The sequence below is a fragment of the Aquimarina sp. KJ22-3 genome (assembly GCF_055808215.1).
Genome location: NZ_CM147859.1, coordinates 1,971,401 through 1,995,797 on the forward strand (window position 1 = coordinate 1,971,401; position 24,397 = coordinate 1,995,797).

A 24,397-nucleotide genomic window follows, 5' to 3' on the forward strand; every position below is an offset into this window, starting at 1 on the left:
GTAATAATAATAGTTACCGTAGTAGGAACGTTTCAGGTACAGGCACAAAATCACAAATCAGATTTGAGTTATGTATCACATGTAGATTTTTCTGCGGATAAGGTCTGGGAACAAATACGAAAAATGGATAATATTGATAAGATATCTTCTTTTGTGGGCAAGGTAGAATGGATAGGTCCAAAAGGAGTAGGAGGAACCAGAGTCTGTACTGCGCCCGATGGAAATGGAAAGTTTAAAGAAAAAATCATGAAATTTGATGATAGTGACCGAACCTATACGTGGCAAGTGGTAGAAGGAGTTCCGGCAAAGAAGGTAGAGAATAGTTTTCGGGTCGTAGATATGGGATTAAATAAATCGATGATTGTATGGACATCTAATTACGAATTCCTGAAAAACCCGAATATGACCGAGATTCAATTCAGAGCCTTTTTACAAGGAGCTGTAACCGAAATGGTGGAAAATATGGTAGGATTCATCAAATAATCTACAATCCATAATATTGGTGATAACTAATAAAGCATAGGCGTAAAGGCCTGTGCTTTTTTTAATATTTTTATGTTTCAATAGCAAAAACATATGGCAAAAATTGAATATACTTTTTCAGCCAAATTATGGAAGCACGATGCTCCGGGAGGATGGTTTTTTGTATCCGTTCCAAAAGAGATGTCAAAAGAAATCAGAGAACATCTACAGTGGCAGGAAGAAGGTTGGGGAAGGATGAAAGCTTCTGCTATTATTAAGGAGATCCAATGGGATACTGCTATTTGGTATGATACAAAGAATGAGGCTTATATATTACCAGTAAAAGCGGCAATTAGGAAAAAGACTCATATCCAAATCGATGAAGAGATCAAAGTATATATTTTATTATAAACATACCTTTCAAGAATGAAGCAACAAGACAATCATATCAATTACATAGAGTTTAAAGCAAAAGACCTGGAAGCGGTAAAAACCTTTTATATAAAAGCCTTTGGTTGGAAGTTTACTGATTATGGGCCAGATTATACTGCATTTGCAGATAGTGGACTAGAAGGTGGTTTTGAAAAATCGGATGATCCTATAGTTAATGGTGCTTTGGTGGTATTGTATCATGCAAATTTGGAGAAAATACAAGAAACCGTATTGCAGTACGGAGGAAAACTTGCGCAAGAGATCTTTTCGTTTCCCGGAGGGCGTAGATTTCACTTTTTGGATCCAGCGGGCAATGAGTTGGCTATTTGGTCTGATCAATAATGAAATAAGAAGACTCGACTATTATTTGTATCATGATTTCACTACGTGCCGCTACAATACATGACCTCGAACTACTGAAATATTGGGATACCAAGCAACATGTAATCGATTGTGATCCCGATGAGGATTGGAATTGGGAAACAGAATTACCACATACTCCTGTTTGGAGAGAACAACTCGTTGCCGAATTAGATGGCAGACCAATTGGGTTTATTCAAATCATTGATCCATATCTAGAAGAGACTCATTATTGGGGAAAGGTTGCACCCAATAAAAGGGCCATCGATATTTGGATAGGAGAAGAAACGGATCTTAATAAAGGGTACGGTACCCAAATGATGAGACTTGCGATACAAAGATGTTTTGAAGTGCCAAATGTTGATGGAATACTAATCGACCCTTTGAAAACAAATACCAAAGCACATCGCTTTTATAAAAGACTCGGTTTCGAATTTGTTGAAGAGCGAGATTTTGATGCCACTAGCTGTTTCGTTTTTGAATTAAAAAGGAAAATATACCAAGAAAGATGACTTAGTGCTTGATTTCTAGATCAATGAACATTTTAACCTAGTTTGACCCGAATTGACAAATGCTTGGACTAATTTTAAAAGAAAAATACAGGGATAACATGTATTTTTGATAGAAAATGAAGGATGATACAGGATTATAAAACCATAGACTTATTTGGTAAATTGCTTTTTGAAACCATTATTCTGAAGCCTCCTTATAAGAAGCCTACTTTGATGCCTAACGAGGCTTGTTTCTTGTATATTCTGCAAGGAGAATATAATTCCATTTCAGAAACACAACGTGTCACCATCGAGGCAGAAGAATCCCTGTTGATGAAATGTGGGAATTATACCTGTAACATGCTACCCTCGGGAGAATCGGATACCTATCAGGCATTGGCGGTGCATTTTTATCCTGAAATCTTATTGAAGATCTACGAAAACAAACTACCAGAGTTTCTCACAAAAAAGATGCCTTTGGATACAGGGATGTCCAAACTTAAAAGTGACATTTTAATCCGAAAGTATATCGAAGGTATTTTGTTTTATTTTGAAAATCCCAACTTGGTTAATGAAGAAATTTTAATCCTAAAACTGAAGGAAATTGTATTGTTATTAAATCAGACGCAAAATGCACCCGATATACAATCCATCCTTTCAAATTTATTTGAACCCAATACCTATTCCTTTAGAGAAATTATACAAGCCCATCATTATTCTAATATTACTTTAGAGGAACTCGCGATATTGAACAATCAAAGCTTATCTACCTTTAAAAGAGAGTTTAAAAGAATATATAATACTTCACCGGCAACCTATTTAAGAGATAAAAAATTAGAAAAATCCAAAGAACTGCTGATCTCTACAGATCTAAGAACCACCGATATTGCCTACGAATGTGGTTTTACTAACGTTTCTCATTTTTCTAAAACTTTTAAGCTTCGGTATGGAACTTCTCCTACTACTTATAAATTGACCTATTTGGGCAAATCATTGAACTAATCGTAAAACGGTTCCTTCTCTCTGGTATCGATCTTTGTTTCATTATTAATCGAAAAATAAATTACTAATGAAAAATGTATTGATTACAGGGGCAAGTAATGGGTTTGGTTATTTAACTACACTCGCGTTAGCTCGAAAAGGGTATAAAGTCTGGGCTACCATGCGTGACTCAAGTGGAAAAAACAAAGAAAAAAGGGAAGCGTTAGCATCTATAGCAAAGAGTGAAAATATTGCTATTACGGTGACAGATTTGGATGTAACTAGTGATGCCTCTGTAAATGCGGTAGTAGAACAAATTACCAAAGAAGATGGTGGGATAGATGTTTTGGTAAACAATGCCGGAGTAATGTACGTAGGTATTACCGAGGCGTATAGTTTACAACAGGTAGAAGAACAGTTCAATACTAACTTCTTTGGAGTAATCCGAACATCAAAAGCTTTCCTTCCTTTGCTTAAAGAATCTTCAGACGGATTGATTATAAATATTTCATCATTAGCCGGGAGATTAGTATTCCCATATTTTGGTGTGTATTGCGCTAGTAAGTTCGCTCTGGAAGCCTATTCGGAATCGTTGAAGTATGAATTAAAACCATTAAACGTAGATGTTACTATTATCGAACCAGGACCTTATCCTTCAGGTCTACTATACAGTGGCCCTAAAGAAGATGACGATGAGGTGCTGAAAAGCTATGGAGAAATGCGTGAAGTTCCGGCGGCGATGCTTCAAAATTTTGGAGAGTTTTTTAAAAGTGAAGATGCTCCAAATTCTGAAGAGATCGCAGATGCTATTTTAAATGTGATTCAGATGGAAAAAGGAACCCGGCCTATACGAGAAGCGGTTGGCATAGATTATAATACGAACGAGCTGAATACCAAAACGAGTCCAATTCAGGAAAGCTTGATCAAGGACACATTACAAATGGAACATTTAATCTAGACAACAAATGAAAACGATGATAAATCAGGTAGGTGTAGCTTTTATATGTTTTTTGATTATTTCATGTAAAACATCTACCACGCAAGAGCCAGAACAGGCGAATACTAATGTACAAACAGTAGATCCAATGATAGTTAAAAATGAAGAAATAGTAAATGTAGCTTTGGTATATCTTAAAGAAGGAGAAGAAGCACGTTTTGAAGAATACAAACAAAAAGGAGGAGCCATATTAGAAAAATATGGCGGAAAAATAGAACGTATTATTGCGCCCAAAATGTTGGCAAAAGGAGAAATAGCATTGCCCGATGAGATTCATTTTGCGACCTACCCAAGTATTGAGGTATTCAATAAATTCAATGAGGATCCAGAATTTATAAAGATTCGAAATGAATATGCAATGCCCGCAATAAAGGACATTTCTATTTTTACCAGTAAGAATACCAGTTTTAAATTTGAAAGAGAAACCGGAGATCATACCAAAACCTATGGTGTTGCTTTGATCTATTTTAAGGAGGGTGAACGTTATGTAAAGCAGTTTGAAGAGTATCACGATGATGTTTGTAAAATCATGCCAGAATTTGGAACCCATTTCGAACGTTTTATAGCTCCGTTTCAATCCAAAGGAAGTGTAGAAATGCCAGATGAGATCCACCGATTTTACTTTGACTCCATGAATGGATTGCAACAAATGGGAACAGATGAAAGAATGCAGGCACTATTTCCTAAAAGAGATGAAGCCCTTCAGAATTTATATTTCTTTATTGGTGAAGCCTCTTTATAAGCACAGGTGATTTGTAGTTGTCCGTTGAAAAAAGCAGAAAAGAATCTAGCATATTCTTTTCTGCTTTTTTTATTACTAGATTTAATGGAGTCGCTCCTCAATAAGCTGTAAAACAGTATTGGCATCTACATCTACACAGATAGTTATTTTAGGGCGATTTTTCCAGGGTAAGAGTTCATCTCCATCCTCATGATCCGATTCACCGATCGAAGGCCATGTTTTACCAAGGCTCATAGAATTGGTAGTTTCCACTTTTACTGGAAAATCTCTGGTTTCAAAAAGAGCTCGTTTCAGAACATATACCACTGCAGTAGAATCATGAACATATATACCATCAATTTGATTTACTTTTTTAAAGAAGTCTCTATAAAAATGAAAGGTGGCAGAGACATATTGGTTCAAAGGACTTTCGGTTTTGGCAATTCGATCCAGTTGCTCGCTGGTCATCAAAACTTTGTGAGTAACATCTAACCCTATCATATGCACTTTCCAGTTGGCTCCCAAAACAATATCCGCTGCCTCTGGATCAGACAGGATATTAGCCTCTGCTGCAGAAGTAGCATTTCCTGGACAAAAAGCATTACCTCCCATAATAACAATTTCTTCTACCAGTTCTTCAATCCCTGGGTATTCTTTTAGCAATAGTGCAAGGTTCGTTAGCGGACCAATAGCAAGAATAGTAACTCGACCCGGATGGGATTTGATATTTTCAGCCATAAACTCGTGAGCCGATCTTGGATCTGGTTTTAATTTACTTTTAGGGTGTTCGATATTTCCTTTACCATCTTCTCCATGTACTTGAGGAACGCCTCCAGCAAATGGCCTTTTAAGAGGTTTGTTGATACCTTTACAAACGGGAATACTGGTTTGATCCGCAATTTCTAAAAGTCGCAGGGCATTGGCTGTAGTTAAGTCGATTGATGCGTTTCCAAAAATGGTGGTTAAACCTAATATGTCTAATTCTGGACTATGCAAGGCTAACTGTATCGCCATTCCGTCGTCTATGCCAGGATCAGTATCAATAATTATTTTTTTCATTGTAGTTGTGTACCTTTAACAAGAAGCAAAGTAAGCATGCTGTATCGAGAACTAAAAGGACATTTGTCCAAGCCATGTCATGATTAGAATTAATAAAGAGTTGGTAGACTATTTCAAGGATTTAAAAACTTCGAACACTATAGATTGTATACACAAAGAAGTTTTTGGTCCTGGAGATTTCTTAATTCATCAGCACAAAAAGGGTAATATTATTTTCATTATTGAAAGAGGGATTGCCAAGTGCTTTGTAAATGAGGATAATGGTAGAGATTTTATCCAGGAATTTGTAGGCGAGGGAGAAATATTAGGCGAAATTGAAGTGTTTACAGATACGTTAAGTTTTAGCAATGTACAGGCTATAACAGAGATTACTGCTTTCAAAGTATATAAAAGCGACTTCTACAAATTACTGGATGAGCATCATGCTTTAAACCAAATTGTAATAAGAGCAATAGCCGTGAAATTGCGTAACACCGCGATGAGAGCTTCTCAACAACAATTACATCCTATTGACTATAATTTGAAAAAGTTTATGGCTTTGATAGCCAACCAACAATTAAATGTTTCGAAACAAGATATTGCCGATTACCTTGGGATTACGATTCGAAGTTTAAACAGGGCATTAAAAAATAATACTGAAAACAACCTATAAAAGTATGTTGTGGGAAAGAGCAAGAGGTTGCTATTGAATGTGTTATGTGGATTTTTGTTATCTTAGAGTGCTCTTCTACCAAATACAGGCCTATTTCAATATCATCTAGAATTTATAGTTATGAAATCAGCCTATCTTCTCTTGTTCGTTTTTCTATTCATCTCATGTGGTAAATCTAAGCAGCAGCCAGTTTTAGACACAGCTAAGCACGAAGGGCTTATACAATTGGAAACCAACTATGTATTTCAAACGTTATATAGCGAAGGAGAAATAAATCATGCCGAAAAACAGTCCATTTTGGTAAATGAAGCCTATCAGTTCTTATCTGAAATAATGGGACCTAAAGATAATTTTTGTGTGTTGGTGGTCGCTCCTCAAGATTGGACTAGAAACGCATACTCTCCGGTAGTGGGGATGCCAGAGTATTATCGAGGCAACCTTATTGTTGGGGCGGGACAAAATCATATGGCTTCTGGATACGAAGAAATGATTCAAAGTTTCCCCAAGGACATGACACAGGATTTGGTAAGTACCTATACCAATGCTAATGGCCAACTAGACATGCGCCTTTTCTTTGATAAGTTAGTAATACACGAATTAACGCATAGTTTTCAGGATCCTGAAAATCAGGAAAACTATTCTATGAGTAGATGGCTAGAAGAAATACATGCTAATATGGGCTTATATGCTTTTTATAAGACCAAAAAACCAAAAGAACTGAAGTATGTTATGGAGTTGGTAGATTTTAGTTTAAGGAATCCTCCACCAGATTTGTCCTATACAAGTCTATTGGATTTTGATACGCATTACTATGAAATGAATCCTGCAAATTATGGGCAGTATCAAATGAGATTTACACAAACAGCAAAACAATTAATAGACTCTTTAGGGAGTGATATTTTAAAACCTTTAAATGATTTTTTGATCAAATATGATGATTCCTGGAAAGGAAAAATGAGCGAAGAAGATTTCGGAGATAGATTGGCTACCGAAGTAGATCCTTATTTCCTGAAAATAATGGATGATTGGTAGTACATTTTTTAAGAATTCATAGGTATTACCTACCTTTACGCATGGCAATAATTCATCAATACGAGATTGGAAGTAAAAGTTGCCTACTTAATTTCATATCCTAAAGAAACGACTAACCCTATGAATAAAACTCTTTCGTTTTTTCTTTTCATTACAGTATCATGTATATACGGACAAAATAGACCACAAGAACCCAAAGAACCATTTGATTATCATGTCGAAGAAGTAGTTTTTAAGAACGAAACGGATAGTGTTGCTCTTGCTGGTACATTTACATACCCCAAAACAGGTTCTGATTTTGTTTCGGTAATTCTAATCAGTGGTAGTGGAGCACAAAATAGGGATTCAGAATTGATGAATCATAAACCTTTTCTGGTTATTGCCGATTATTTAACGAAAAATGGTATTGCCGTATTAAGAGTAGATGATCGGGGTGCTGGAAAATCTCAAGGAAGTCATAATGATACAGGTTTAGAAGGATTGGCTAGGGATACCCAAAGTGCAATTGCATATTTGAAGTCTCGAAAAGAAATTGACACAGATAAGATTGGTTTGGTAGGGCATAGTTTAGGTGGTGTGATCGCTCCCATGGTTGCTAGTCAATCAAACGATGTTTCTTTTGTCGTCTTACTTTCTGGTTCTGCTTTACGTGGAGATCAATTAATGCTCTTGCAAAAAGAAAAAATTGAAAGAAAAATGTTGGTCCCAGAGCCGATGATCACACTGGGACAACAAAACATGAAAGGCGCCTATGACATCATTTTGGCATCATCAGATAGAACACAACTGGAGGTGGATTTAAAAAGCTATTTTACCAAAGTTTTTGGAGCGGCGCTACCAGAAAATCAGCTCAATTTACTTTCAGAGCAGTTAGCAATTCCTTGGTTGGTAGATTTTATCAAATTTGACCCTGCAATAGCGCTTGGTAAAACCAAATGCCCAGTGCTTGCACTTAATGGTAGTAATGATCTACAAGTACCCGCAACAGAAAACCTCGAAAGTATCGAAAAGAATCTTAAAGAAGGCGGTAATGTAGATGTAGAAACCATGGTATTAGATAATTTAAATCATTTATTTCAGGAGAGCGAAACGGGTTTGCCAAATGAATATGCATCGATAGAACAAACATTTTCTCCAACGGCTATGGAGATTATGCTCAAATGGATTCAGAAAAAAACAAAATAGGGGCGTCCCGTGTTATCTTTTTGTAGAAATAACTTCTTATGAAACATCTTCTTAGACAACATATTGAAGAAATTATTACTCTTACTGATGAGGAGTTTGATTTTGTGCTCAGTCATTTTACTCCCATCAAAAAGAAAAAGCATCAATATATTGTGCAGGAAGGAGACTATGTGGATAAAGAATATTGGATCATCAAAGGGTGTTTAAAAAGCTATTTTGTAGATGATCAGGGGAAAGAGCATATCTTACAATTTGGTATGGAAAATTGGTGGATTACTGATTACGAATCCTTTGTGAAACGAATAAAATCCAAAACATATATCGATTGTATTGAAGATAGCGAACTACTCTACATTACTTATGAAAATAGAGAGAAGCTCACTGCCGAGATGCATAAAATGGAGCATTTTTGGGCAAAAAAGAGTAAAATGGGACGTATTGCTCTTCAGAATCGAGTTTTGGCATTATTAAAAAGTTCTACCAAAGAACAATATGAAATGCTCCTAGAACAATACCCAGCACTTTTTCAACGAGTCCCAAAAAAAATGATTGCTGCTTACTTGGGTGTTTCCCGAGAAACCCTAAGTAGATTAGATTCTTAACCCAAAATTCTATTTGGTTATGTTCTTCCACAATGTGATGTAGATCACTTCAAAAAGGTGATCTAGGTCCTGTTCATTCATTCTAATATCCCACAACTTTGCTTCATAAATAATTTTAACCTAAAAAATTAGATATGAATGCATTACAAAAAGAAGAAAGCAATAACAAAGGATTTTTATTGCTTCGAATTACGATCGGAGTGCTAATTCTATTTCATGGGATTGCCAACATGAATTCGGGTTACGCTTTTGTCAAAGAACTACTTGATGGATACGGAATTCCCAGCCTTTTGGCATACGGAGTTTTTGTAGGAGAAATAATAGCTCCAATTCTTATAATTATTGGATATAAAGCTAAACTAAGCAGTTTGGCGGTGGCCTTTAATTTCCTAATAGCGATTTTATTAGCTCATGGAGCAGATGTTTTTTCGTTGAATCAGTTTGGCGGATGGGGAATAGAGCTTCAGGTACTTTATTTATTAGGATCGGTAACTATATTTTTTCTGGGAGCAGGGAAATATGCAGTATCCACAACTTCAAAATGGGATTAATCAATAAAAATAAAAATTATGCCATACGTAAATATCAAAATCACAGACGAACAAGTTACCAAGGAACAAAAGCGCTTATTAATCGAGGGAACCACTAAGGTACTGGTAGATGTACTTCAGAAAAACCCAAAAACTACTCATATTGTTATCGACGAAGTACCCATCGACAATTGGGGATATGATGGTAAACAATATGAAGGAACAAAAAAGTAGCTCATGTTTACGTCAAACCACAAAGCAATTGAGAAGCTCATCCATAATTATTTTGAAGGAATCTTTTATGGTGAGATTAGCAAACTAAAAGATTGTTTTCATGAGGATGCGGTTCTTTATGGAGATATTAATGGAACAGATCGTATTCAAAATATGGAGGCCTATCTCGCAGCTGTTGGAAATAGACAAAGTCCTAATGACCTGGGTGAATCATTGAGAATGAAAATTATAGGAGTGGATATCTTAGGAAAAACGGCAATGATAAAATTACATGTGCCAATGTTAGGATATAATTACTATGATTTCTTATCACTGTATAAAGGAAAGGAGGGATGGAAAATAGTTAATAAGTTATATACACATGTGAATTAAAAACCATGAGGTAAATCGAGTTTTGGAGATAATGATAAGGGCAAACTGCCCTTATCATTTTATGGAATACCTAGTAAATTGTACTTTTACGAAGTATTAGACTGTTTTTAATTAAACGATAATGAAAACAATTACTTTACCAGATGAATTGTATCAGGATTCGTCGATTGCTATCGAGGTTTACGATTATGAGAGTACCCAGGAAATTTCAAAACAACAGGTGGTCCTAACCAAAAACACCTTTAGTTTCCTTCAAGAAGGGAATAAGGAAGTATTTTTTGATAACTCATCTTTTGCAATTGATAATCATCAGTTTTTATTGATGAAATCAGGTCATTGTTTGATGACCGAAAAACTGTCTAATATCAAGAATTATTATCGTAGTGTATTATTCTTCTTCTCTAATGAATCCGTACTTAAGTTTATCCGGAAATATGACTTCGATACTCCTAAAAGTTTGGAGCATCATTCTACCTACTCATTTAGTTATGATGGGTTTATCAGTAGGTTTGTAGAAAGTATTCTTGACGTTTCCAAACTCCCCAAGGATACTCAAAAGAATATACTCGAAGTTAAATTTGAAGAAATAATGCTGTATCTGATTCAAGTTAAAGGAGTAGCATTTCTGTACGCCTTATTACATGATACTGATAATGAGAGCCAAAAATTTATTCAGACTATTGAGAGTAATCGCTTGAATAAATTGACGATCAAAGAACTTTCATTTCTGTCTAATATGAGTGTGTCTACTTTCAAAAGAGAATTTGAAAAACACTTTCATAGCTCTCCCAGTAAATGGTTTCAGGATCAACGATTAGAGCACTCTGCATTTCTCTTGAAAAATAAATCCAATAGACCTTCAGATATTTTTGAAGAAATAGGCTATGAAAACCTGTCTAATTTTATTCATGCATTTAAGGTGAAGTTCGGAATTACACCTAAACAGTACCAATCAAAAATGAACTTTTAGCACTACTTTTCGAGCTAAAGGAAACACCTCTTTTCTAAAGGTCGTCGATACATTTGTACCTATAATTTTAAAAGTACAACTGATGAATAAGACGAATTTTATTTTAGGAATTATACTTGCATTTTCAACTACGGTTTTTGCACAAAGTACCTTTACTTTATCCAGTACGGATTTGGGTGGAGAAGCGACAATCAATGAAGAATTTAATGGTTTTGGGTGTGTAGGTAAGAACCAATCTCCTCAATTATCATGGAAAAATGCTCCCGAAGGCACCAAGAGTTTTGCCATTACCATGTATGATCCGGATGCTCCCACGGGCAGTGGATGGTGGCATTGGGTGGTTTTTGATATTCCAGCGGATGTTAACGAATTGGTATCCAATGCAGGAAATGTAGCATTAAATTTAGCCCCAAAAGAAGCTATTCAAAGTATTACCGATTATGGAGCCAATGGATATGGTGGTCCTTGTCCACCAGAAGGACATGGATTGCACCAGTACATTATAACTGTACATGCATTAAAAACGGATAAATTGGGGTTAAAAGCCAATACCAATCCCGCAGTAGTAGGCTATTATTTATGGAACAATACATTGGCTAAAGCTAGTTTGATAACATATTACCAAAGAACAGCAAAATAATACATCTGGGTAAATAGTGTAATGAGCGCAAACTCTCGGGTTTGCGTTTTTGTTTTTTTAAGGAAATTGTAAATCTCCTCTAAAAACGTTACCCTTAGTTTGAATAGTTTTCTAATACAAAATCTCCCCAGTCGGCTATGGATTGCACAATAGGGATGAGTGTCTTTCCAAAGTCGGTCAAAGAGTACTCCACTTTTAGAGGAGGTTTTGAAGTATATACCTTTCTGTTGATGATTCCATCTTCTTCCAGTGTTTTCAACTGTAAACTTAAGGTACGTTCGGTTACCGTAGGCATTTGTTTACGGAGCTCACTATAGCGAAGTGTTCCGTGCATTAAATGAAATAAAATTACCGTTTTCCATTTACCTCCTATAATGCCCATGGTAAGACTTGCGCAGCAAGGATATTCCTTTCCTTTAAACGTTAACATTTTCGGTGTTGCTTCTTCCATAATCTATACTATCCTTTTTGACCGTTATTGCAAAGATAAAAAACTATAATTAGTTTTGCTACTATAAAAAATATAGTATAAAGTTTTACACTCATGAATATTACAGATGTATTGAATTGGAGATATACGACAAAGTCGTTTGATCCCAATAAAAAAATCTCTCCAGAGGATTTAGAACAAGTTAAATCCTTGTTACAAATGTCTCCCTCAAGTACCAATTTACAACCTTGGCATTTCATTATTGCTGGAACCGAAGAAGGCAAGCAACGTTTTACCAAAAGCACACAAGGTTTTTTTATTTTCAACGAACCCAAAGTCCTCAACGCATCTCATGTAGTTGCCTTCTGTTCTCGAACTAGCGCTACTGATGAGTACATGCGTCATTTGGTAGATAAAGAAGACAATGATGGCCGATACGCCAAACCAGAATTCAAAGAACAAACGTATGGAGCTAGAAACCTATTTGCAGATATCCATAGGTATGATGTGAAAGATTTTCAGCATTGGATGGAAAAACAAGTATACCTAAACATCGGTAACTTTTTACTGGGTGTAGCCGCAATGGGCATAGACGCCGCTCCTATGGAAGGTTTTGACATGAAAGCTTTTGACGAAGAATTTGGTTTGCGTGAAAAAGGATTTACTGCGGTTACATTAGTGGCTTTGGGATATCGTAGTGAAGAGGATTTTAATGCCAAACTTCCAAAATCCAGATTGGATCAAAACGAGATTTTAACCTTAGTATAATCAAAAATATAATCCATTTAAAACACAAAACAATGAGTTATTATTCAGTATTAGATGTAACACCCACAGACGACAAATGGGTGGCCGACTATGTAGCCGTTTCAGGTAAAATAGTTGCAAAACACGGAGGTAAATATCTGGCAAGAACTGCTTCTCACGAACAAATAGAAGGAAACGATCAACCTGCTGCTTTACGGATAATTTTAGAATGGCCATCCAAGGAAGCTGCATTGAACTTTATGAAGGATCAAGAATATGTGCCACATTTAGAAGCAAGAACCAAGGGATCGGTAAGTCATCACTATTTAATCGAAGCCAAAGATGATTTGGCATAACTAATACAAGAAAGAGTTGCTCTCTAGAAGAGCACTCTTTCTTTAAAATTCACACTAGGGCATGAAAACGATATTGATTACAGGAAGTACAGATGGTATCGGTAAGTTGACCGCTTTGAAGCTTGCAAAAGATCAGCATGAAGTGATACTGCATGGAAGAAATCAGGAAAAACTAAATACTACTATTGCAGAGTTAAAAGAAAAAACAAACAATGATCGTATAAAAGGATACGTTGCCGACTTATCCAGTTTTGGAAGCATACAAAAGATGACAGATCAGCTTAAAGAAGAGCTTTCAAAAATTGATGTATTGATCAATAATGCGGGTGTTTTTAAGAGTCAAAATCAACAAAACGAGGATCAATTGGATCTTCGATTTGTAGTCAATTATTTGGCTCCATTTCTACTTACCAATCAGTTGCACGATCTTATTAAAAAATCAAATTCTCCAAGAGTTATTAATCTTAGTTCGGCTGCGCAATCACCAGTTTCGTTAAATGCCTTGCTAGGTAAAGAAATAGTGCCCACACAGCAGACGTACGCTCAAAGTAAATTAGCGTTAACAATGTGGAGTTTTTATTTAGCGAAGCAATGGGATTTTGCCAATGTAATTGCTGTAAACCCAGGCTCTTTATTAAATACAAAAATGGTACAAGAAGCTTATGGGCAGCATTGGTCTTCTGCCGACAAGGGAGCATCTATTTTGTATGATTTAGCTAGTTCTGACCAGTATGCAAATAGCTCAGGTAAATACTTTGATAATGATAAAGGGAAGTTTTCCCAAGCGCACACTGATGCGTACGATGACAACAAAATACATCAACTAATTGCAGCCACCAAATCAATTTTATCTGTGTAAATGGAAGCATTTCAAAAAATAGCAAAAAAGGGAAAACTCACATTAGGGCTTGTCTTTCCGTTAGAATCTTACAAAGGATCAATTGCCAAAATGGAAAATCAAGAGCATTTGGCCAAAAGAGCCGAGGAATTAGGTTTTAAGGCATTATGGTTCCGGGATGTACCGTTTAATGATCCCATGTTTGGGGATGCGGGGCAATTATTTGATCCCTGGATATACATGACGCATATTATGAATCACACCAATGAGATTGCTTTGGCTACAGGTAGCGTGATTCTTCCATTACGTCATCCAGTACATACGATAAAATCAATAAATAGTTTACAAGTTTTGTCTGGAGGTAGAGTCGTGGCAGGAGTAGCTTCTGGTGATCGCCCTGTTGAGTATCCTGCTTTTCATCAAAAATTAGATCAAAAAGCAGAACTTTTCAGAGATAGCTTTTTTTACATCAAAGCCCTACAACAAGATTTTCCGGTGTATCAATCCAAATATTACGGTGGTACAAATGGAGGTATAGATATATTACCAAAATACAATTCAAAAACACCATTTCTGGTAACCGGGCATTCAGGACAATCTATAGATTGGATAGCAGAATATGCCGATGGGTGGCTGTATTACCCCAGAGATTTTGCTACCCTACAAAGAGTAATGCATCAATGGAATGACGCACTTGACAAAGCGCAACAAGATTGGAAACCTTTTATGCAATCACTGTATGTAGACTTATTAGAGAATGAAAAAGCTACCCCAAGCCCAATACACCTTGGTTTTAAAGCAGGGGTAGAGTATACAATCTCTCATTTGAAACTCTTAGAGTCCTATGGAGTCAATCACGTAATTCTGAATTTGAAATATGGTTCCAGACCAGCTGATCAGGTGATTGAAGAGCTTGGAGAAAGTGTATTGCCTCATTTTTCCTGATAGAATATTAGTATATTGCTTCGAACATAACCAATGTTCTATTCAAGGTTTTCATGAGAGAAGACATCAAGCAAATACAATTCGATAATAAAACCAATCCTCAATCATATTTTGAGGTAGTTCGAATTGAAGAGCTGTTGAACAGAACTTTGGATCATGATATCTGCAAGAATCATATCATCAAATTTTACAATATCTTTTTGGTACTGGAGGGAGAGGGTTACCATACTATTGATTTTACGGATTACAAATACCAGAGCGGGACTGTATTGTTAATTCGAAAGGATCAAATACAAAAGTTTTTTAAAAGTGGTACTGTAAAAGGATATTTATTGATTTTTACAGAAGATTTTATCGTGAGTCATCTTAATAAATTAGAAGCCTTAAAATCCTTCCAGCTCTTTAATGAATTATTGAGTTTTCCCAAAATAGAATTAAGAGAAGATAAAGAAGCATTTTCCAGTTTTTCCACCTTGATTAAGCAAATCGAATTAGAGTATCAATGTAAAGATGAATATTCGATAGGAATAACCCGAAGTGCATTGCATATGATCATTACCAAACTATTTCGTATAAAATCACAGAATGGCCAACTCTCTGGCAAGAAAAAGTACTTGGAAGAATTTCTTTCGTTTCAACGTATGGTAGAAGAGCAGTGTTTTGAAAATAAAAAAGTAATGGATTATGCACAAAGTATGGGGGTGACCACAAAAACACTAAATAATATTGTGCAAGCTGTGGTGAATAAACCTGCCAAAACATTTATCAATGAAATTGCCATAATGCAAATCAAAAGACTACTGATTAGTACCAATACTCCCATCAAAGAAATTGCGTATACCTCTGGGTTTGATGATCCCGCTAATTTCTTCAAATATTTCAAAAAGTATGTAGGCGCTTCTCCGGATGTGTTTCGACAGGCGCATCAGTAAATTTTCCAATTTTGACACTATAAAGGATGGTTTTCACCATTCTTTTTTTAGGCGTAAAATTAATTTTACTGCAGAATTTCAAACCATTAAACACATCAAAAATGAAATATTCTGCACAATGTATGTTGGTGGTATTGGCTTTAGTTTTTAGTCAATGCTCTACCAACAAAAAGAAGGATCCCCAATCAAACACTGAGAATGCTATGGAAGGAAAAACCATTATGGAGGTAACCACTTTTCAAATTAATAACGATGTAAATCCTGCTGATTTTGAGAAAAGAGATGCGCAAATAGAAGGTGATTTTACCAGTAAGCAACCCGGATTTATCAAACGCCAAAGCGGTGTTAACGAAAAAGGAGAATATGTGGTCATCGTATACTGGAAGAGTATACCTAATGCCGATGCTTCCATGAATAAATTTATGAGCGATCCATCTGTTGAAGACTATGCACAAATGATCAATGCGAATACCATGAAAATGTCTAGGTATGGGATAGATAAGGTTTTTAATGCGAATGACAGCTATTTTGTTGAGGTGATGTCTTTTAATTTGGCCCAGGAAACGGATATCACACAGTTTAATTTGTTGAATCAAAAAGTAGAAACCGATTTTACTGGAAAACGAAAAGGATTTCTACAAAGACTTACCGGTGTAAATGAAGAGGGTAAACAATTGGTTGCAGTGTATTGGACCAATAAGGAAGATTCTGATGCTTCGTTAGATGCATTTATGAACAATCCTACTGCCAAAGAATTTATGCAAGATATGGATCAATCTACCATGGCTATGGGAAGATATAAATTTTTGAATATGGAACTAACGAACAAAGAAAAAGTAGTTGCCTTATTAAATAGTTTTAATACAGGAGACAAAACACCGATTTCTTACATCAATCCTCAAAAGTATATTCAGCATAATTTGAGCGTAGGAGATGGACGTGCAGGTTTTGGAGAGATTATGCAGCATGCACCACCACAAGGTTTTAAAGCCAATGTGGTAAGAGCCTTTCAGGACGGAGATTATGTGTTTACACATACGATTTACGATTTTTTTGGACCTAAAATCGGCTTTGATATTTTCAGATTTGAAAATGGATTGATCGTAGAACATTGGGATAACCTGATAGAAGTACAACCACCTAATCCAAGTGATCGCACACAAACTGATGGGGCTACAGATATAACGGATAAAGAAAAACGTGAAAGTAATAAAACCATTGTAACATCATTTGTGAACGATGTTTTACTCAATCATCAAAATGATCAAATCACAACTTACATCAATCCAACAAAGTACATACAACACAATCCAGCTGTAGCAGACGGTTTAGAGGGTTTTGGAGCGGCAATGAAATATTTTGAAGAAAATGGCTTGGTCATGGAGTATGATAAGCTGCATATGGTATTGGGAGAAGGAAATTTTGTGCTTACCGTTAGCGAAGGGAAATTTGGTAAAGGAGCGCATACCGCTTTTTATGATTTGTTCCGATTAGAGGATGAGCAGATTGTAGAACATTGGGATGTAATTGCAACTATTCCACCAAGATCAGAATGGAAAAATCAGAACGGAAAATTTTAATCTTAACTAAACAAATGATAATTTTAAAGGGCCGTTCTATAGGAATGGTCCTTTATAATTTTTTCAACTATTTTATTTAAAACAAACTAAAATGGAAACACAGGAAATTATAAGAAAAGGAGAAGGAGAGAACTACAACTATGCTCAAGATCATTGTTTTATAAAGCTCTCTTCGAAGCATACGAATGGGGAACTTAGCTTTGTAAAGGATACATTAAAACCAGGATTTTATTTGGGGAGACATCATCATAAGATCATGACAGAGGTCTTTTATATTTTGGAAGGAGAAGTAACCTTGATTTTTGATAACGAAACGATTGTGGGTAAACCGGGAGATACGATCACGGTACCGCCTAACGTATGGCATGCAGCAAGTTGTAAAGAAGGAGGGAAAATGCTAACGATTTTCAAAAATGGTCAATTTGATCTTTATTTAGAGAAACTATCTCTGCTTTCAGAATCTGATTTTGAAAATCCAGAACTTATAAGATCAATCTCTGAGGCATATGATATTTATGAAGAATAGTTTTGTTCAGTTTTGATTATAGGAAATTTGATTAACTTATTGGAAAACGGATAGGTGGATCTTAGCAGAGAGTTTTTGTTTGTTTTATTACCAGAAAAATAAAATTTTTTAAACAGATGAAATATGCAATTATCGGAGCAGGTATTGGGGGATTGACCACTGCCTTAGCTTTAGAAAAAATCGGAGCAGATTACGAGGTTTTTGAAAAGGCACCAAAAATAGATGAAGTGGGAGCGGGGATTTGGTTAGCTCCAAATGCCTTATCAGTTTTGCAATATTTGGATGTTTTGGACGAGGTAAAAGTAAAAGGAAATACAATCAACCAAATTACCTTGGCACAGGCAGACTTGGCTCCAATTTCGGATAATGATCAGGATTTTATAGAAGAAGAGTTTGGATTTACCACAATTGCGATACATCGAGCAGCATTACAACAACTGTTGTTTGATAAAATTCCGAAAGAAAAAATACATTTGGGTAAAGGCTTTCAATCGTATGAAGAACATCCAAATGGAAACATCAAGGTAAAATTTGAAGATGATACCATTATTGAAACAAATTACTTATTAGGTGCCGATGGGATACATTCCAAAGTGAGAAAACAACTTTTTCCTGAAAGTAAAATCAGATATTCTGGCCAGACATGTTGGCGAGGGGTAGCAAATTTTGAAATGACATCCGAATTTCAACATAGAGGGATGGAACTTTGGGGGAATCAAATACGATTTGGAATATCAAAAATAGCAGAAAACAAGGTGTATTGGTTTGCAGTGGCCCTGGATCGTCCCGATCAAAAGGACAATCGTGATCAATTACAGCAAAAGCTTGTAGAAATGTTTAAGGAATTTGATGCAATGGTAACTCAGTTGATTTTATCCACACCAATAGAGAAAATAGTTCGTAATGACATTATTGATTTGTCTCTTCTGGATCATTGGCATCATGATAATATTTGTTTGATTGGGGATGCAGCCCATGCCACCACTCCTAATATGGGACAGGGAGGAGCACAAGCGATAGAAGATGCCTATTATTTGAGTAAAATGATAGCAAATGATCAGGGGAATAAACACAATTTTAAGATATTTGAAGGGAAAAGAAAGAAGAAAGTAACCACAATTGTTAATCAATCCTGGAGTACTGGAAAGATGGCACACTGGAAATATGGCCAAGGTTTTAGAAACTTTGTGTTGAAACGTGTTCCGAAAAAAGTACTGCAAAAGAAGATGATAGAAATGTATCAAATTTGAAAATAGTATATGGAAGATTTAAACCCAGCTGAAAAAAGTAAGTTAAGAAGACATTATGAAAAAATAGGAAACCTAATCGCCATGTGGGGCGGTGGTGTTTTCGTTTTGTTAATAGTTTTTTCGGTAATCCCCATGGGATTAATCCCTAAAAAAAGAAGAGTTGAGATTTCTGACCCTAATTTGACCATGTTTGAGTCTTTGGGAGTGCTCCCTACCTTAATCATGATATTTTCGATTTCAGGAGCTTTGGTTTTGTACTTGTATTTTTCGTTTAAATATGCAAAGCTGAAAAAAGATCTTGAAGAAAAAAAGAAAGTAGTACTTCATGTTAAAGCCAAAAATGTAAACTATAAGCAGGGCCCAGGACCGCAAGAAATCGATCTTTATTTTAGTCCTTCATACAACAAAGTAAATAAGGTAACTTTTATAGATGAACCAAGTTTTCCGAGATTACGTAAAGATCAGGAAGTAATACTTTTGTTAACCAAAAATGCGCTACATCCGCTAGGAATAAGACCAAAAACCAATTTAGAAAGTATCAAGAAAATATGGGATGAAGCGGTTAAAAAATAATTGAAAAGTTGAGAGATGAATTTCCTGGATATAACTTATTTGAAGAATGGAAATGAACGTCAGCAAAAAGCGTATACCGACCTTACGCAACTTCAAATATTCGAGAAGTTAGAGAAGTACAACCCAGTTTTGGCCGGTACCATACCTATTGGTATTGATCTCCCAAATAGTGATTTAGACATCATTTGTCAATGCAATGATCATACTGAATTTTCATCCACCATTGAGCAGTTTTTCTCTGAGGAAGAGAATTTTGAAATACGAACTTATATTCAAGATCATCTTTTGGTAACTGTGGCCAATTTTGAATCTGATCATTTTGGAGTTGAAATTTTCGGTCAGGATATACCTACTACAAGTCAAAATGCCTACAGACACATGCTCATTGAGTACGAAATATTGAATAAACAGGATGCAGTGTTTAAGAAGAACATTATCCAATTAAAGAAAGAAGGCTATAAAACAGAACCCGCATTTGCCAAACTACTAGGTCTACAGGGAAACCCTTATGAAGCCCTTCTTAAGATTAAACCCTAGCAAAAATCTTGTTCGTGCCACTTGGTGATTTAGAAGACTGTATACAAAGTGGTTACCACCATACCTGGATGTTCATCGATACGGTTGGATAGCAACATTTTTTCTTCTTTTACTTTAAAATTGAAGGGAGGAGATGACAATTGCACTCCACTTTGCTTTTTCAAACGAATACCTTGCCCTGTAATGATATCTTTATTTGGTTCGAAATTTCCTTCTGGGATATGCTCTGTTAGAATAATATATTTGTACTGAGATAACTTCTTGACAATGCCATGTATTTCGGTATTTGATAAATGTTGTAATACTTGTCTTAGTATGGCGCAGTCTCCAGCAGGTAAATCATCTTTTGCAATATCTAAACAGTGAAATTCTAAATGTGCAGTCTTAAATTGTTCTCTATGGTGAGTGATCAAATCCGGTACAATATCTACCCCAATGTACTTTTGAGTGTAGGGTACCAATTCTTTTCCAACATTAAAATCACCACAGCCTAAATCACATACTGTGATAGGACTTTCAAAAGATTTCAAAAATGAACGTACTGCTGTTAAATAAGGATCAACCATATCGGTATGATGAGACCCGATTCCCGAATAAAAGGCAGCATCATTAGCTCCCCAAAGTTGCATCTCATAAATCTGTTTCATAACCTCTTGGGTGGGCCAGGGTTGCTTTTTCCTTTTTTCTTTCATGAGTGATTGCATTGCTACCATGGTAAAAGTAACTAAAGCCAAACAATAATTTTTTTAAATGCTATAAATATTGGCTTTTTGGATTAATAAGCCGCCTCAGTATGATAGCTTTTGCCTATATTGTTTATGTCAAATTTAACTAGCAACAAAGTATGAAAATACTTACCCCAGGGAAATACTACGGAATAAAAAAATCTGAAGTAGATTTTGACGGGGTTATCTTATCTGAATACGATTACTCTGCTGCCCGTACGGATTGGCATTTTCATGAAAACCCCTATTTTATGTACGTTCTGCAAGGAAACTTGTTTGATGTAAATAAAAAGTTGAAACAAACATGTCAGCCCGGAAGTCTAATTTTTCATAACTGGCAAGAGGCTCATTACAATTCTAAAGAAACTTCGTATGCCAGAGGGTTTCATATAGAATTTCCAAGAGCTTGGTTTGATACTAAAAAATTGAATATTAACCTTTGGGAAGGAAGCAGTATCGTTGATCACCCCAAATCTCATCATCTGTTGGCAAAGATTTATTTTGAATTCAGATTTCAAGATGTTTATTCAGAATTGCCCATAGAACTATTGCTACTTCAATTATGCGAAAATATACAGGAGGCGGCGCTCTCTAAAAGTAAACAACCTGCTTGGGTGGCATCACTAAGGCAAATACTAAATGACACTCATGATCAAATAACACTTCAATCTCTCTCTGATCAGTTAGGCGTTCATCCGGGACATATTTCTAGGGCGGTGCCAAAGTATTTTGCAAGTTCTTTAGGAGATTATATTCGTCAGCAAAAAATTAAGAAAGCCTTAGCTTATTTGATGAATAAGAACTTTAGTTTAACCGAAATTGCCCACATATGCGGGTTTTCGGATCAAAGCCATTTTACGAGAACTTTTAAAACCTATTTGCAAAGAACACCAAGTGCATTTAGAAAAAATGTACTTTAAGTTGAGGTTTCGGCATAGATGTTAATTTCATTCTATTTTTGCAATGTAGGGAATAGTATTTTGCGATCTCAAAAAACGTAAATTATGTATAAAACATCTTTAATTACCCTTACTTTTTTATTTGCTTTTCAAACTATTATGGGGCAGCTGGATTTTTCTGAAGTAAACGGTACTCCAAATGAGTATTTTGATAACATGGATAGTGCCATTCAATCCGGAAAATACGAACGAATTACCAGTGTTTTGATTGCGCAAAAAGGAAGAGTGTTGTTTGAAAAATATTATAATGGGGCAGATCAAAATAGTAAGCATAATACTAGATCGGCAACAAAAACAATGGCAACACTACTTACTGGTATTGCGATAAAAAATGGTCATATAAAATCTGAAAAAGATAAGATATTTACTTATCTGAAACATAAGACTCCTGTAGAGCATCCAGACCCTCGTAAGTTAGAAATTACGATAGAGGACCTACTAACGATGAGTTCGATGTTGGAGTGCAATGATTTTAATAGTTTTTCGAGGGGGAATGAAGAACGTATGTACCCTATAGAAGATTGGACCAGCTTTTTTGTTGATCTACCCATCCGATCTTATCCTTTTGAACCCAAACCAGAAGATCAACCTTATGGGAGATCCTTTAGTTATTGCTCGGCAGGATCGGCTGCAATGGCAGAAATTGTACAGAAGGCAGTCGGTATGGATGTGGTAGAATTTGCAAAGCAACACCTGTTCGAACCCCTGGAAATTAAAGATTACAAAATTCATTATAACCCAGAGGGTATCTTGAATACTGCTGGAGGAAGTGAATATCAAAGCAGAGACTTTTTAAAACTTATCCAAATGTGTTTAAATGGTGGTGCATGGAACGGGCAACAAATTATGGACAAATCGTGGATTCAAAAAGCAACAACTCCCAAAGCTAAGGTACGAGATGGAGTAGAATATGGATATTTGTTTTGGTTAAAAGCCTTTGGGAAGGATCAACAATACCGTTCGTACGCTATGGCTGGAAACGGAGGACAAAAGGTATTGGCCATCCCAGAATTGGATGTAGTATTAGTAATTACTACTACAAATTATGGAAATAGAAATGCTCATAATTATACCGATGAGATCATAAATGAGTATATTGTACCTGGAATTAATAATGGATAAAAATTGATAAGCTAGATGAGTAAACCAACAGGAGGCCTTGTTATAGAAATGCGATTTTTTCTTGTGTTTACTTTTTTGATCATTAGTTTCTGGAGTTCCGCTCAAAATTGGGATAATCCGGCAAACAAATACCTCAATTCTTATAAAAAATACAGCAAAGCTTCTTGCCCAATACCCAAAAGCCAAATCCAGCATTTTGTTTATTTTTCCAGGGACAGAGGAAAGCTTAAATCGCATGCCATGTTGAATCATGATGCATTTGCAGGGGCACAAATTATGTATTCCTGGAAGCAACTAGAACCTAGAAAGGGAGCGTATGATTTTTCAATAATAGAACAAGATCTTAGCTATTTGGAAAAATTTGGCAAGAAATTATTTATCCAATTACAAGATGCTACTTTTTCCGTAAAAAATAAACCGGTCCCAGAATATCTCATGCAGGAAGAGTATGATCAGGGTGCAGTGCTACATCACGAGAACAAACAACCCGTTGGATGGGTTGCCAAACGATGGAGCAAAAAAGTACAAGAACGTTTTGCACTTTTTTTGATGGCTTTGGGGCAGGAGTTTGATGGTAGAATTGAAGGAATCAATCTTCAGGAAACATCTTTGAGTTTCAAAAATAACGAGTATGGTTTTACCGAAGTGAAGTATGTAGATGGAGTAAAAAATAATATGTTAGCTCTGAAGAAAGCATTTCCAAAAAGTACAACAATGATTTACGCTAATTTTATGCCAGGAGAGTGGTTGCCTTGGGAAGATAAAGGGTACTTGAAAGGAATTTATAATTACGGTCAGGAAATTGGTGTAGGTTTAGGAGCGCCAGATTTGATGGTCACCCGAAAAGGGCAATTGAATCATGCGTTGGCACAAATGCATGAAAATACGCTGACGGTTCCTGTAGGAATCGCAATTCAAGACGGCAACTATATAGGCAAAACTGGAGCAGACAAAGATTATAACGAAAAAAATGACAAAGGAATTGGTAGAAACAATATTGTACCTATGTTATACGCTTTTGCTTCAGATTTTTTGAAAGTAGATTATATGTTTTGGGTAGATCAAAAACCCTACTTCGAAGAAGATGTACTTCCTTGTTTCGATTAAATGGTAGATTTTAGAATAACGGATACTTAACGCTTTTTAACTACAAGGTT

32 protein-coding genes are annotated in these 24,397 nt (G+C 35.8%); 29 read left to right on the forward strand and 3 right to left on the reverse strand.

The window, feature by feature from the left end; genetic code table 11:
* Window positions 1-63: 63 nt before the first annotated feature.
* The 7 genes from AC0L3Q_RS08770 (at window position 64) to AC0L3Q_RS08800 (ending at window position 4,465) form a co-directional block, all read left to right on the forward strand.
* Complete coding sequence (locus AC0L3Q_RS08770) at window positions 64-483, forward strand: SRPBCC family protein (protein ID WP_473286224.1); 420 nt, start codon at window positions 64-66, stop codon at window positions 481-483.
* Between the two features lie 93 nt (window positions 484-576).
* Window positions 577-873 carry a DUF1905 domain-containing protein gene (locus AC0L3Q_RS08775; RefSeq protein WP_473286225.1) on the forward strand — a complete coding sequence of 99 codons (297 nt, stop codon included), beginning with the start codon at window positions 577-579 and terminating at the stop codon, window positions 871-873.
* 15 nt (window positions 874-888) lie between these two features.
* Window positions 889-1,236: a VOC family protein gene (locus tag AC0L3Q_RS08780; RefSeq protein WP_473286226.1), complete on the forward strand. Its 348-nt coding sequence runs from the start codon at window positions 889-891 to the stop codon at window positions 1,234-1,236.
* 32 nt (window positions 1,237-1,268) lie between these two features.
* The gene (locus AC0L3Q_RS08785) at window positions 1,269-1,766 is read left to right on the forward strand and encodes a GNAT family N-acetyltransferase (RefSeq protein ID WP_473286227.1); all 498 of its coding nucleotides are present in this window, start codon (window positions 1,269-1,271) and stop codon (window positions 1,764-1,766) included.
* A 123-nt stretch (window positions 1,767-1,889) separates the two neighbouring features.
* Window positions 1,890-2,747 carry a helix-turn-helix domain-containing protein gene (locus AC0L3Q_RS08790; protein WP_473286228.1) on the forward strand — a complete coding sequence of 286 codons (858 nt, stop codon included), beginning with the start codon at window positions 1,890-1,892 and terminating at the stop codon, window positions 2,745-2,747.
* Between the two features lie 67 nt (window positions 2,748-2,814).
* Window positions 2,815-3,684 carry an SDR family oxidoreductase gene (locus AC0L3Q_RS08795; protein ID WP_473286229.1) on the forward strand — a complete coding sequence of 290 codons (870 nt, stop codon included), beginning with the start codon at window positions 2,815-2,817 and terminating at the stop codon, window positions 3,682-3,684.
* 7 nt (window positions 3,685-3,691) lie between these two features.
* Entirely contained in the window at window positions 3,692-4,465 is a 774-nt protein-coding gene (locus AC0L3Q_RS08800) for a DUF1330 domain-containing protein (protein ID WP_473286230.1), read from the forward strand.
* Between the two features lie 81 nt (window positions 4,466-4,546).
* On the opposite strand, the gene AC0L3Q_RS08805 is transcribed toward AC0L3Q_RS08800, so the two are convergent.
* On the reverse strand, window positions 4,547-5,503 hold the full coding sequence (locus tag AC0L3Q_RS08805; RefSeq protein WP_473286231.1) for a nucleoside hydrolase: 957 nt from the start codon (window positions 5,501-5,503) through the stop codon (window positions 4,547-4,549).
* A gap of 79 nt (window positions 5,504-5,582) precedes the next feature.
* On the opposite strand from AC0L3Q_RS08805, the gene AC0L3Q_RS08810 reads away from it, so the two are divergent.
* The 9 genes from AC0L3Q_RS08810 to AC0L3Q_RS08850 all read left to right on the forward strand — a co-directional run bounded on the left by AC0L3Q_RS08810 (window position 5,583) and on the right by AC0L3Q_RS08850 (window position 11,720).
* Complete coding sequence (locus AC0L3Q_RS08810; protein ID WP_473286232.1) at window positions 5,583-6,155, forward strand: Crp/Fnr family transcriptional regulator; 573 nt, start codon at window positions 5,583-5,585, stop codon at window positions 6,153-6,155.
* Window positions 6,156-6,275: 120 nt separating this feature from the next.
* On the forward strand, window positions 6,276-7,187 hold the full coding sequence (locus AC0L3Q_RS08815; protein ID WP_473286233.1) for a hypothetical protein: 912 nt from the start codon (window positions 6,276-6,278) through the stop codon (window positions 7,185-7,187).
* Between the two features lie 120 nt (window positions 7,188-7,307).
* A complete protein-coding gene (locus tag AC0L3Q_RS08820) occupies window positions 7,308-8,372 on the forward strand; it encodes an alpha/beta hydrolase family protein (RefSeq protein WP_473286234.1) in 1,065 nt (354 codons plus the stop codon).
* Between the two features lie 38 nt (window positions 8,373-8,410).
* The gene (locus AC0L3Q_RS08825) at window positions 8,411-8,974 is read left to right on the forward strand and encodes a Crp/Fnr family transcriptional regulator (RefSeq protein ID WP_473286235.1); all 564 of its coding nucleotides are present in this window, start codon (window positions 8,411-8,413) and stop codon (window positions 8,972-8,974) included.
* A gap of 134 nt (window positions 8,975-9,108) precedes the next feature.
* Complete coding sequence (locus AC0L3Q_RS08830; protein WP_473286236.1) at window positions 9,109-9,525, forward strand: DoxX family protein; 417 nt, start codon at window positions 9,109-9,111, stop codon at window positions 9,523-9,525.
* A gap of 18 nt (window positions 9,526-9,543) precedes the next feature.
* Window positions 9,544-9,738: a tautomerase family protein gene (locus AC0L3Q_RS08835; protein WP_473286237.1), complete on the forward strand. Its 195-nt coding sequence runs from the start codon at window positions 9,544-9,546 to the stop codon at window positions 9,736-9,738.
* Window positions 9,739-9,741: 3 nt separating this feature from the next.
* On the forward strand, window positions 9,742-10,110 hold the full coding sequence (locus AC0L3Q_RS08840; protein WP_473286238.1) for a nuclear transport factor 2 family protein: 369 nt from the start codon (window positions 9,742-9,744) through the stop codon (window positions 10,108-10,110).
* Between the two features lie 121 nt (window positions 10,111-10,231).
* The gene (locus tag AC0L3Q_RS08845; protein ID WP_473286239.1) at window positions 10,232-11,080 is read left to right on the forward strand and encodes a helix-turn-helix domain-containing protein; all 849 of its coding nucleotides are present in this window, start codon (window positions 10,232-10,234) and stop codon (window positions 11,078-11,080) included.
* An 82-nt stretch (window positions 11,081-11,162) separates the two neighbouring features.
* Window positions 11,163-11,720, forward strand: a complete 558-nt coding sequence (locus AC0L3Q_RS08850) for a YbhB/YbcL family Raf kinase inhibitor-like protein (protein WP_473286240.1) — start codon at window positions 11,163-11,165, stop codon at window positions 11,718-11,720.
* Window positions 11,721-11,814: 94 nt separating this feature from the next.
* Here the strand turns inward: AC0L3Q_RS08850 and AC0L3Q_RS08855 are convergent, their stop codons facing one another.
* Entirely contained in the window at window positions 11,815-12,150 is a 336-nt protein-coding gene (locus tag AC0L3Q_RS08855; protein WP_073315344.1) for a winged helix-turn-helix transcriptional regulator, read from the reverse strand.
* A gap of 114 nt (window positions 12,151-12,264) precedes the next feature.
* On the opposite strand from AC0L3Q_RS08855, the gene nfsB reads away from it, so the two are divergent.
* From nfsB to AC0L3Q_RS08905, 10 genes are all read left to right on the forward strand, one after another.
* On the forward strand, window positions 12,265-12,918 hold the full coding sequence (gene nfsB, locus AC0L3Q_RS08860; protein ID WP_473286241.1) for an oxygen-insensitive NAD(P)H nitroreductase: 654 nt from the start codon (window positions 12,265-12,267) through the stop codon (window positions 12,916-12,918).
* A gap of 32 nt (window positions 12,919-12,950) precedes the next feature.
* Window positions 12,951-13,253 carry a DUF1330 domain-containing protein gene (locus AC0L3Q_RS08865; RefSeq protein ID WP_473286242.1) on the forward strand — a complete coding sequence of 101 codons (303 nt, stop codon included), beginning with the start codon at window positions 12,951-12,953 and terminating at the stop codon, window positions 13,251-13,253.
* 61 nt (window positions 13,254-13,314) lie between these two features.
* On the forward strand, window positions 13,315-14,112 hold the full coding sequence (locus tag AC0L3Q_RS08870) for an SDR family NAD(P)-dependent oxidoreductase (RefSeq protein WP_473286243.1): 798 nt from the start codon (window positions 13,315-13,317) through the stop codon (window positions 14,110-14,112).
* Window positions 14,113-15,036: an LLM class oxidoreductase gene (locus AC0L3Q_RS08875; protein ID WP_473286244.1), complete on the forward strand. Its 924-nt coding sequence runs from the start codon at window positions 14,113-14,115 to the stop codon at window positions 15,034-15,036.
* A 53-nt stretch (window positions 15,037-15,089) separates the two neighbouring features.
* Window positions 15,090-15,968 carry an AraC family transcriptional regulator gene (locus tag AC0L3Q_RS08880; protein ID WP_473286245.1) on the forward strand — a complete coding sequence of 293 codons (879 nt, stop codon included), beginning with the start codon at window positions 15,090-15,092 and terminating at the stop codon, window positions 15,966-15,968.
* A gap of 101 nt (window positions 15,969-16,069) precedes the next feature.
* Window positions 16,070-17,548: a hypothetical protein gene (locus tag AC0L3Q_RS08885; protein WP_473286246.1), complete on the forward strand. Its 1,479-nt coding sequence runs from the start codon at window positions 16,070-16,072 to the stop codon at window positions 17,546-17,548.
* A gap of 91 nt (window positions 17,549-17,639) precedes the next feature.
* Window positions 17,640-18,074, forward strand: coding sequence for a cupin domain-containing protein (locus tag AC0L3Q_RS08890; RefSeq protein WP_473286247.1), 435 nt, complete (start codon window positions 17,640-17,642; stop codon window positions 18,072-18,074).
* 116 nt (window positions 18,075-18,190) lie between these two features.
* The gene (locus tag AC0L3Q_RS08895; protein ID WP_473286248.1) at window positions 18,191-19,324 is read left to right on the forward strand and encodes an FAD-dependent monooxygenase; all 1,134 of its coding nucleotides are present in this window, start codon (window positions 18,191-18,193) and stop codon (window positions 19,322-19,324) included.
* Between the two features lie 9 nt (window positions 19,325-19,333).
* Window positions 19,334-19,897 carry a hypothetical protein gene (locus AC0L3Q_RS08900; RefSeq protein WP_473286249.1) on the forward strand — a complete coding sequence of 188 codons (564 nt, stop codon included), beginning with the start codon at window positions 19,334-19,336 and terminating at the stop codon, window positions 19,895-19,897.
* Window positions 19,898-19,912: 15 nt separating this feature from the next.
* Entirely contained in the window at window positions 19,913-20,434 is a 522-nt protein-coding gene (locus AC0L3Q_RS08905) for a DUF4269 domain-containing protein (protein ID WP_473286250.1), read from the forward strand.
* 29 nt (window positions 20,435-20,463) lie between these two features.
* Here AC0L3Q_RS08905 and AC0L3Q_RS08910 read toward each other — a convergent pair whose 3' ends face one another.
* Entirely contained in the window at window positions 20,464-21,126 is a 663-nt protein-coding gene (locus AC0L3Q_RS08910) for a class I SAM-dependent methyltransferase (protein ID WP_473286917.1), read from the reverse strand.
* Window positions 21,127-21,278: 152 nt separating this feature from the next.
* Here AC0L3Q_RS08910 and AC0L3Q_RS08915 point away from each other — a divergent pair, with 152 nt between their 5' ends.
* From AC0L3Q_RS08915 to AC0L3Q_RS08925, 3 genes are all read left to right on the forward strand, one after another.
* A complete protein-coding gene (locus AC0L3Q_RS08915) occupies window positions 21,279-22,079 on the forward strand; it encodes a helix-turn-helix domain-containing protein (RefSeq protein WP_473286251.1) in 801 nt (266 codons plus the stop codon).
* Between the two features lie 84 nt (window positions 22,080-22,163).
* Complete coding sequence (locus tag AC0L3Q_RS08920) at window positions 22,164-23,240, forward strand: serine hydrolase domain-containing protein (RefSeq protein ID WP_473286252.1); 1,077 nt, start codon at window positions 22,164-22,166, stop codon at window positions 23,238-23,240.
* Window positions 23,241-23,255: 15 nt separating this feature from the next.
* Window positions 23,256-24,347 carry a hypothetical protein gene (locus tag AC0L3Q_RS08925; RefSeq protein WP_473286253.1) on the forward strand — a complete coding sequence of 364 codons (1,092 nt, stop codon included), beginning with the start codon at window positions 23,256-23,258 and terminating at the stop codon, window positions 24,345-24,347.
* Window positions 24,348-24,397: the final 50 nt, after the last annotated feature.

What these genes read in the sequence shown, in the direction of transcription:
- AC0L3Q_RS08845 (WP_473286239.1), top strand. Translation starts at nt 10,232, where the DNA reads ATGAAAACAATTACTTTACCAGATGAATTGTATCAGGATTCGTCGATT.
- AC0L3Q_RS08820 (WP_473286234.1), top strand. Translation starts at nt 7,308, where the DNA reads ATGAATAAAACTCTTTCGTTTTTTCTTTTCATTACAGTATCATGTATA.
- AC0L3Q_RS08875 (WP_473286244.1), top strand. Translation starts at nt 14,113, where the DNA reads ATGGAAGCATTTCAAAAAATAGCAAAAAAGGGAAAACTCACATTAGGG.
- AC0L3Q_RS08830 (WP_473286236.1), top strand. Translation starts at nt 9,109, where the DNA reads ATGAATGCATTACAAAAAGAAGAAAGCAATAACAAAGGATTTTTATTG.
- AC0L3Q_RS08825 (WP_473286235.1), top strand. Translation starts at nt 8,411, where the DNA reads ATGAAACATCTTCTTAGACAACATATTGAAGAAATTATTACTCTTACT.
- AC0L3Q_RS08920 (WP_473286252.1), top strand. Translation starts at nt 22,164, where the DNA reads ATGTATAAAACATCTTTAATTACCCTTACTTTTTTATTTGCTTTTCAA.
- AC0L3Q_RS08780 (WP_473286226.1), top strand. Translation starts at nt 889, where the DNA reads ATGAAGCAACAAGACAATCATATCAATTACATAGAGTTTAAAGCAAAA.
- AC0L3Q_RS08890 (WP_473286247.1), top strand. Translation starts at nt 17,640, where the DNA reads ATGGAAACACAGGAAATTATAAGAAAAGGAGAAGGAGAGAACTACAAC.
- AC0L3Q_RS08885 (WP_473286246.1), top strand. Translation starts at nt 16,070, where the DNA reads ATGAAATATTCTGCACAATGTATGTTGGTGGTATTGGCTTTAGTTTTT.
- AC0L3Q_RS08805 (WP_473286231.1), bottom strand. Translation starts at nt 5,503, where the DNA reads ATGAAAAAAATAATTATTGATACTGATCCTGGCATAGACGACGGAATG.
- AC0L3Q_RS08785 (WP_473286227.1), top strand. Translation starts at nt 1,269, where the DNA reads ATGATTTCACTACGTGCCGCTACAATACATGACCTCGAACTACTGAAA.
- AC0L3Q_RS08925 (WP_473286253.1), top strand. Translation starts at nt 23,256, where the DNA reads ATGAGTAAACCAACAGGAGGCCTTGTTATAGAAATGCGATTTTTTCTT.
- AC0L3Q_RS08775 (WP_473286225.1), top strand. Translation starts at nt 577, where the DNA reads ATGGCAAAAATTGAATATACTTTTTCAGCCAAATTATGGAAGCACGAT.
- AC0L3Q_RS08795 (WP_473286229.1), top strand. Translation starts at nt 2,815, where the DNA reads ATGAAAAATGTATTGATTACAGGGGCAAGTAATGGGTTTGGTTATTTA.
- nfsB (WP_473286241.1), top strand. Translation starts at nt 12,265, where the DNA reads ATGAATATTACAGATGTATTGAATTGGAGATATACGACAAAGTCGTTT.
- AC0L3Q_RS08810 (WP_473286232.1), top strand. Translation starts at nt 5,583, where the DNA reads ATGATTAGAATTAATAAAGAGTTGGTAGACTATTTCAAGGATTTAAAA.
- AC0L3Q_RS08910 (WP_473286917.1), bottom strand. Translation starts at nt 21,126, where the DNA reads ATGAAAGAAAAAAGGAAAAAGCAACCCTGGCCCACCCAAGAGGTTATG.
- AC0L3Q_RS08865 (WP_473286242.1), top strand. Translation starts at nt 12,951, where the DNA reads ATGAGTTATTATTCAGTATTAGATGTAACACCCACAGACGACAAATGG.
- AC0L3Q_RS08790 (WP_473286228.1), top strand. Translation starts at nt 1,890, where the DNA reads ATGATACAGGATTATAAAACCATAGACTTATTTGGTAAATTGCTTTTT.
- AC0L3Q_RS08900 (WP_473286249.1), top strand. Translation starts at nt 19,334, where the DNA reads ATGGAAGATTTAAACCCAGCTGAAAAAAGTAAGTTAAGAAGACATTAT.
- AC0L3Q_RS08800 (WP_473286230.1), top strand. Translation starts at nt 3,692, where the DNA reads ATGAAAACGATGATAAATCAGGTAGGTGTAGCTTTTATATGTTTTTTG.
- AC0L3Q_RS08855 (WP_073315344.1), bottom strand. Translation starts at nt 12,150, where the DNA reads ATGTTAACGTTTAAAGGAAAGGAATATCCTTGCTGCGCAAGTCTTACC.
- AC0L3Q_RS08870 (WP_473286243.1), top strand. Translation starts at nt 13,315, where the DNA reads ATGAAAACGATATTGATTACAGGAAGTACAGATGGTATCGGTAAGTTG.
- AC0L3Q_RS08905 (WP_473286250.1), top strand. Translation starts at nt 19,913, where the DNA reads ATGAATTTCCTGGATATAACTTATTTGAAGAATGGAAATGAACGTCAG.
- AC0L3Q_RS08840 (WP_473286238.1), top strand. Translation starts at nt 9,742, where the DNA reads ATGTTTACGTCAAACCACAAAGCAATTGAGAAGCTCATCCATAATTAT.
- AC0L3Q_RS08895 (WP_473286248.1), top strand. Translation starts at nt 18,191, where the DNA reads ATGAAATATGCAATTATCGGAGCAGGTATTGGGGGATTGACCACTGCC.
- AC0L3Q_RS08915 (WP_473286251.1), top strand. Translation starts at nt 21,279, where the DNA reads ATGAAAATACTTACCCCAGGGAAATACTACGGAATAAAAAAATCTGAA.
- AC0L3Q_RS08880 (WP_473286245.1), top strand. Translation starts at nt 15,090, where the DNA reads ATGAGAGAAGACATCAAGCAAATACAATTCGATAATAAAACCAATCCT.
- AC0L3Q_RS08815 (WP_473286233.1), top strand. Translation starts at nt 6,276, where the DNA reads ATGAAATCAGCCTATCTTCTCTTGTTCGTTTTTCTATTCATCTCATGT.
- AC0L3Q_RS08835 (WP_473286237.1), top strand. Translation starts at nt 9,544, where the DNA reads ATGCCATACGTAAATATCAAAATCACAGACGAACAAGTTACCAAGGAA.
- AC0L3Q_RS08850 (WP_473286240.1), top strand. Translation starts at nt 11,163, where the DNA reads ATGAATAAGACGAATTTTATTTTAGGAATTATACTTGCATTTTCAACT.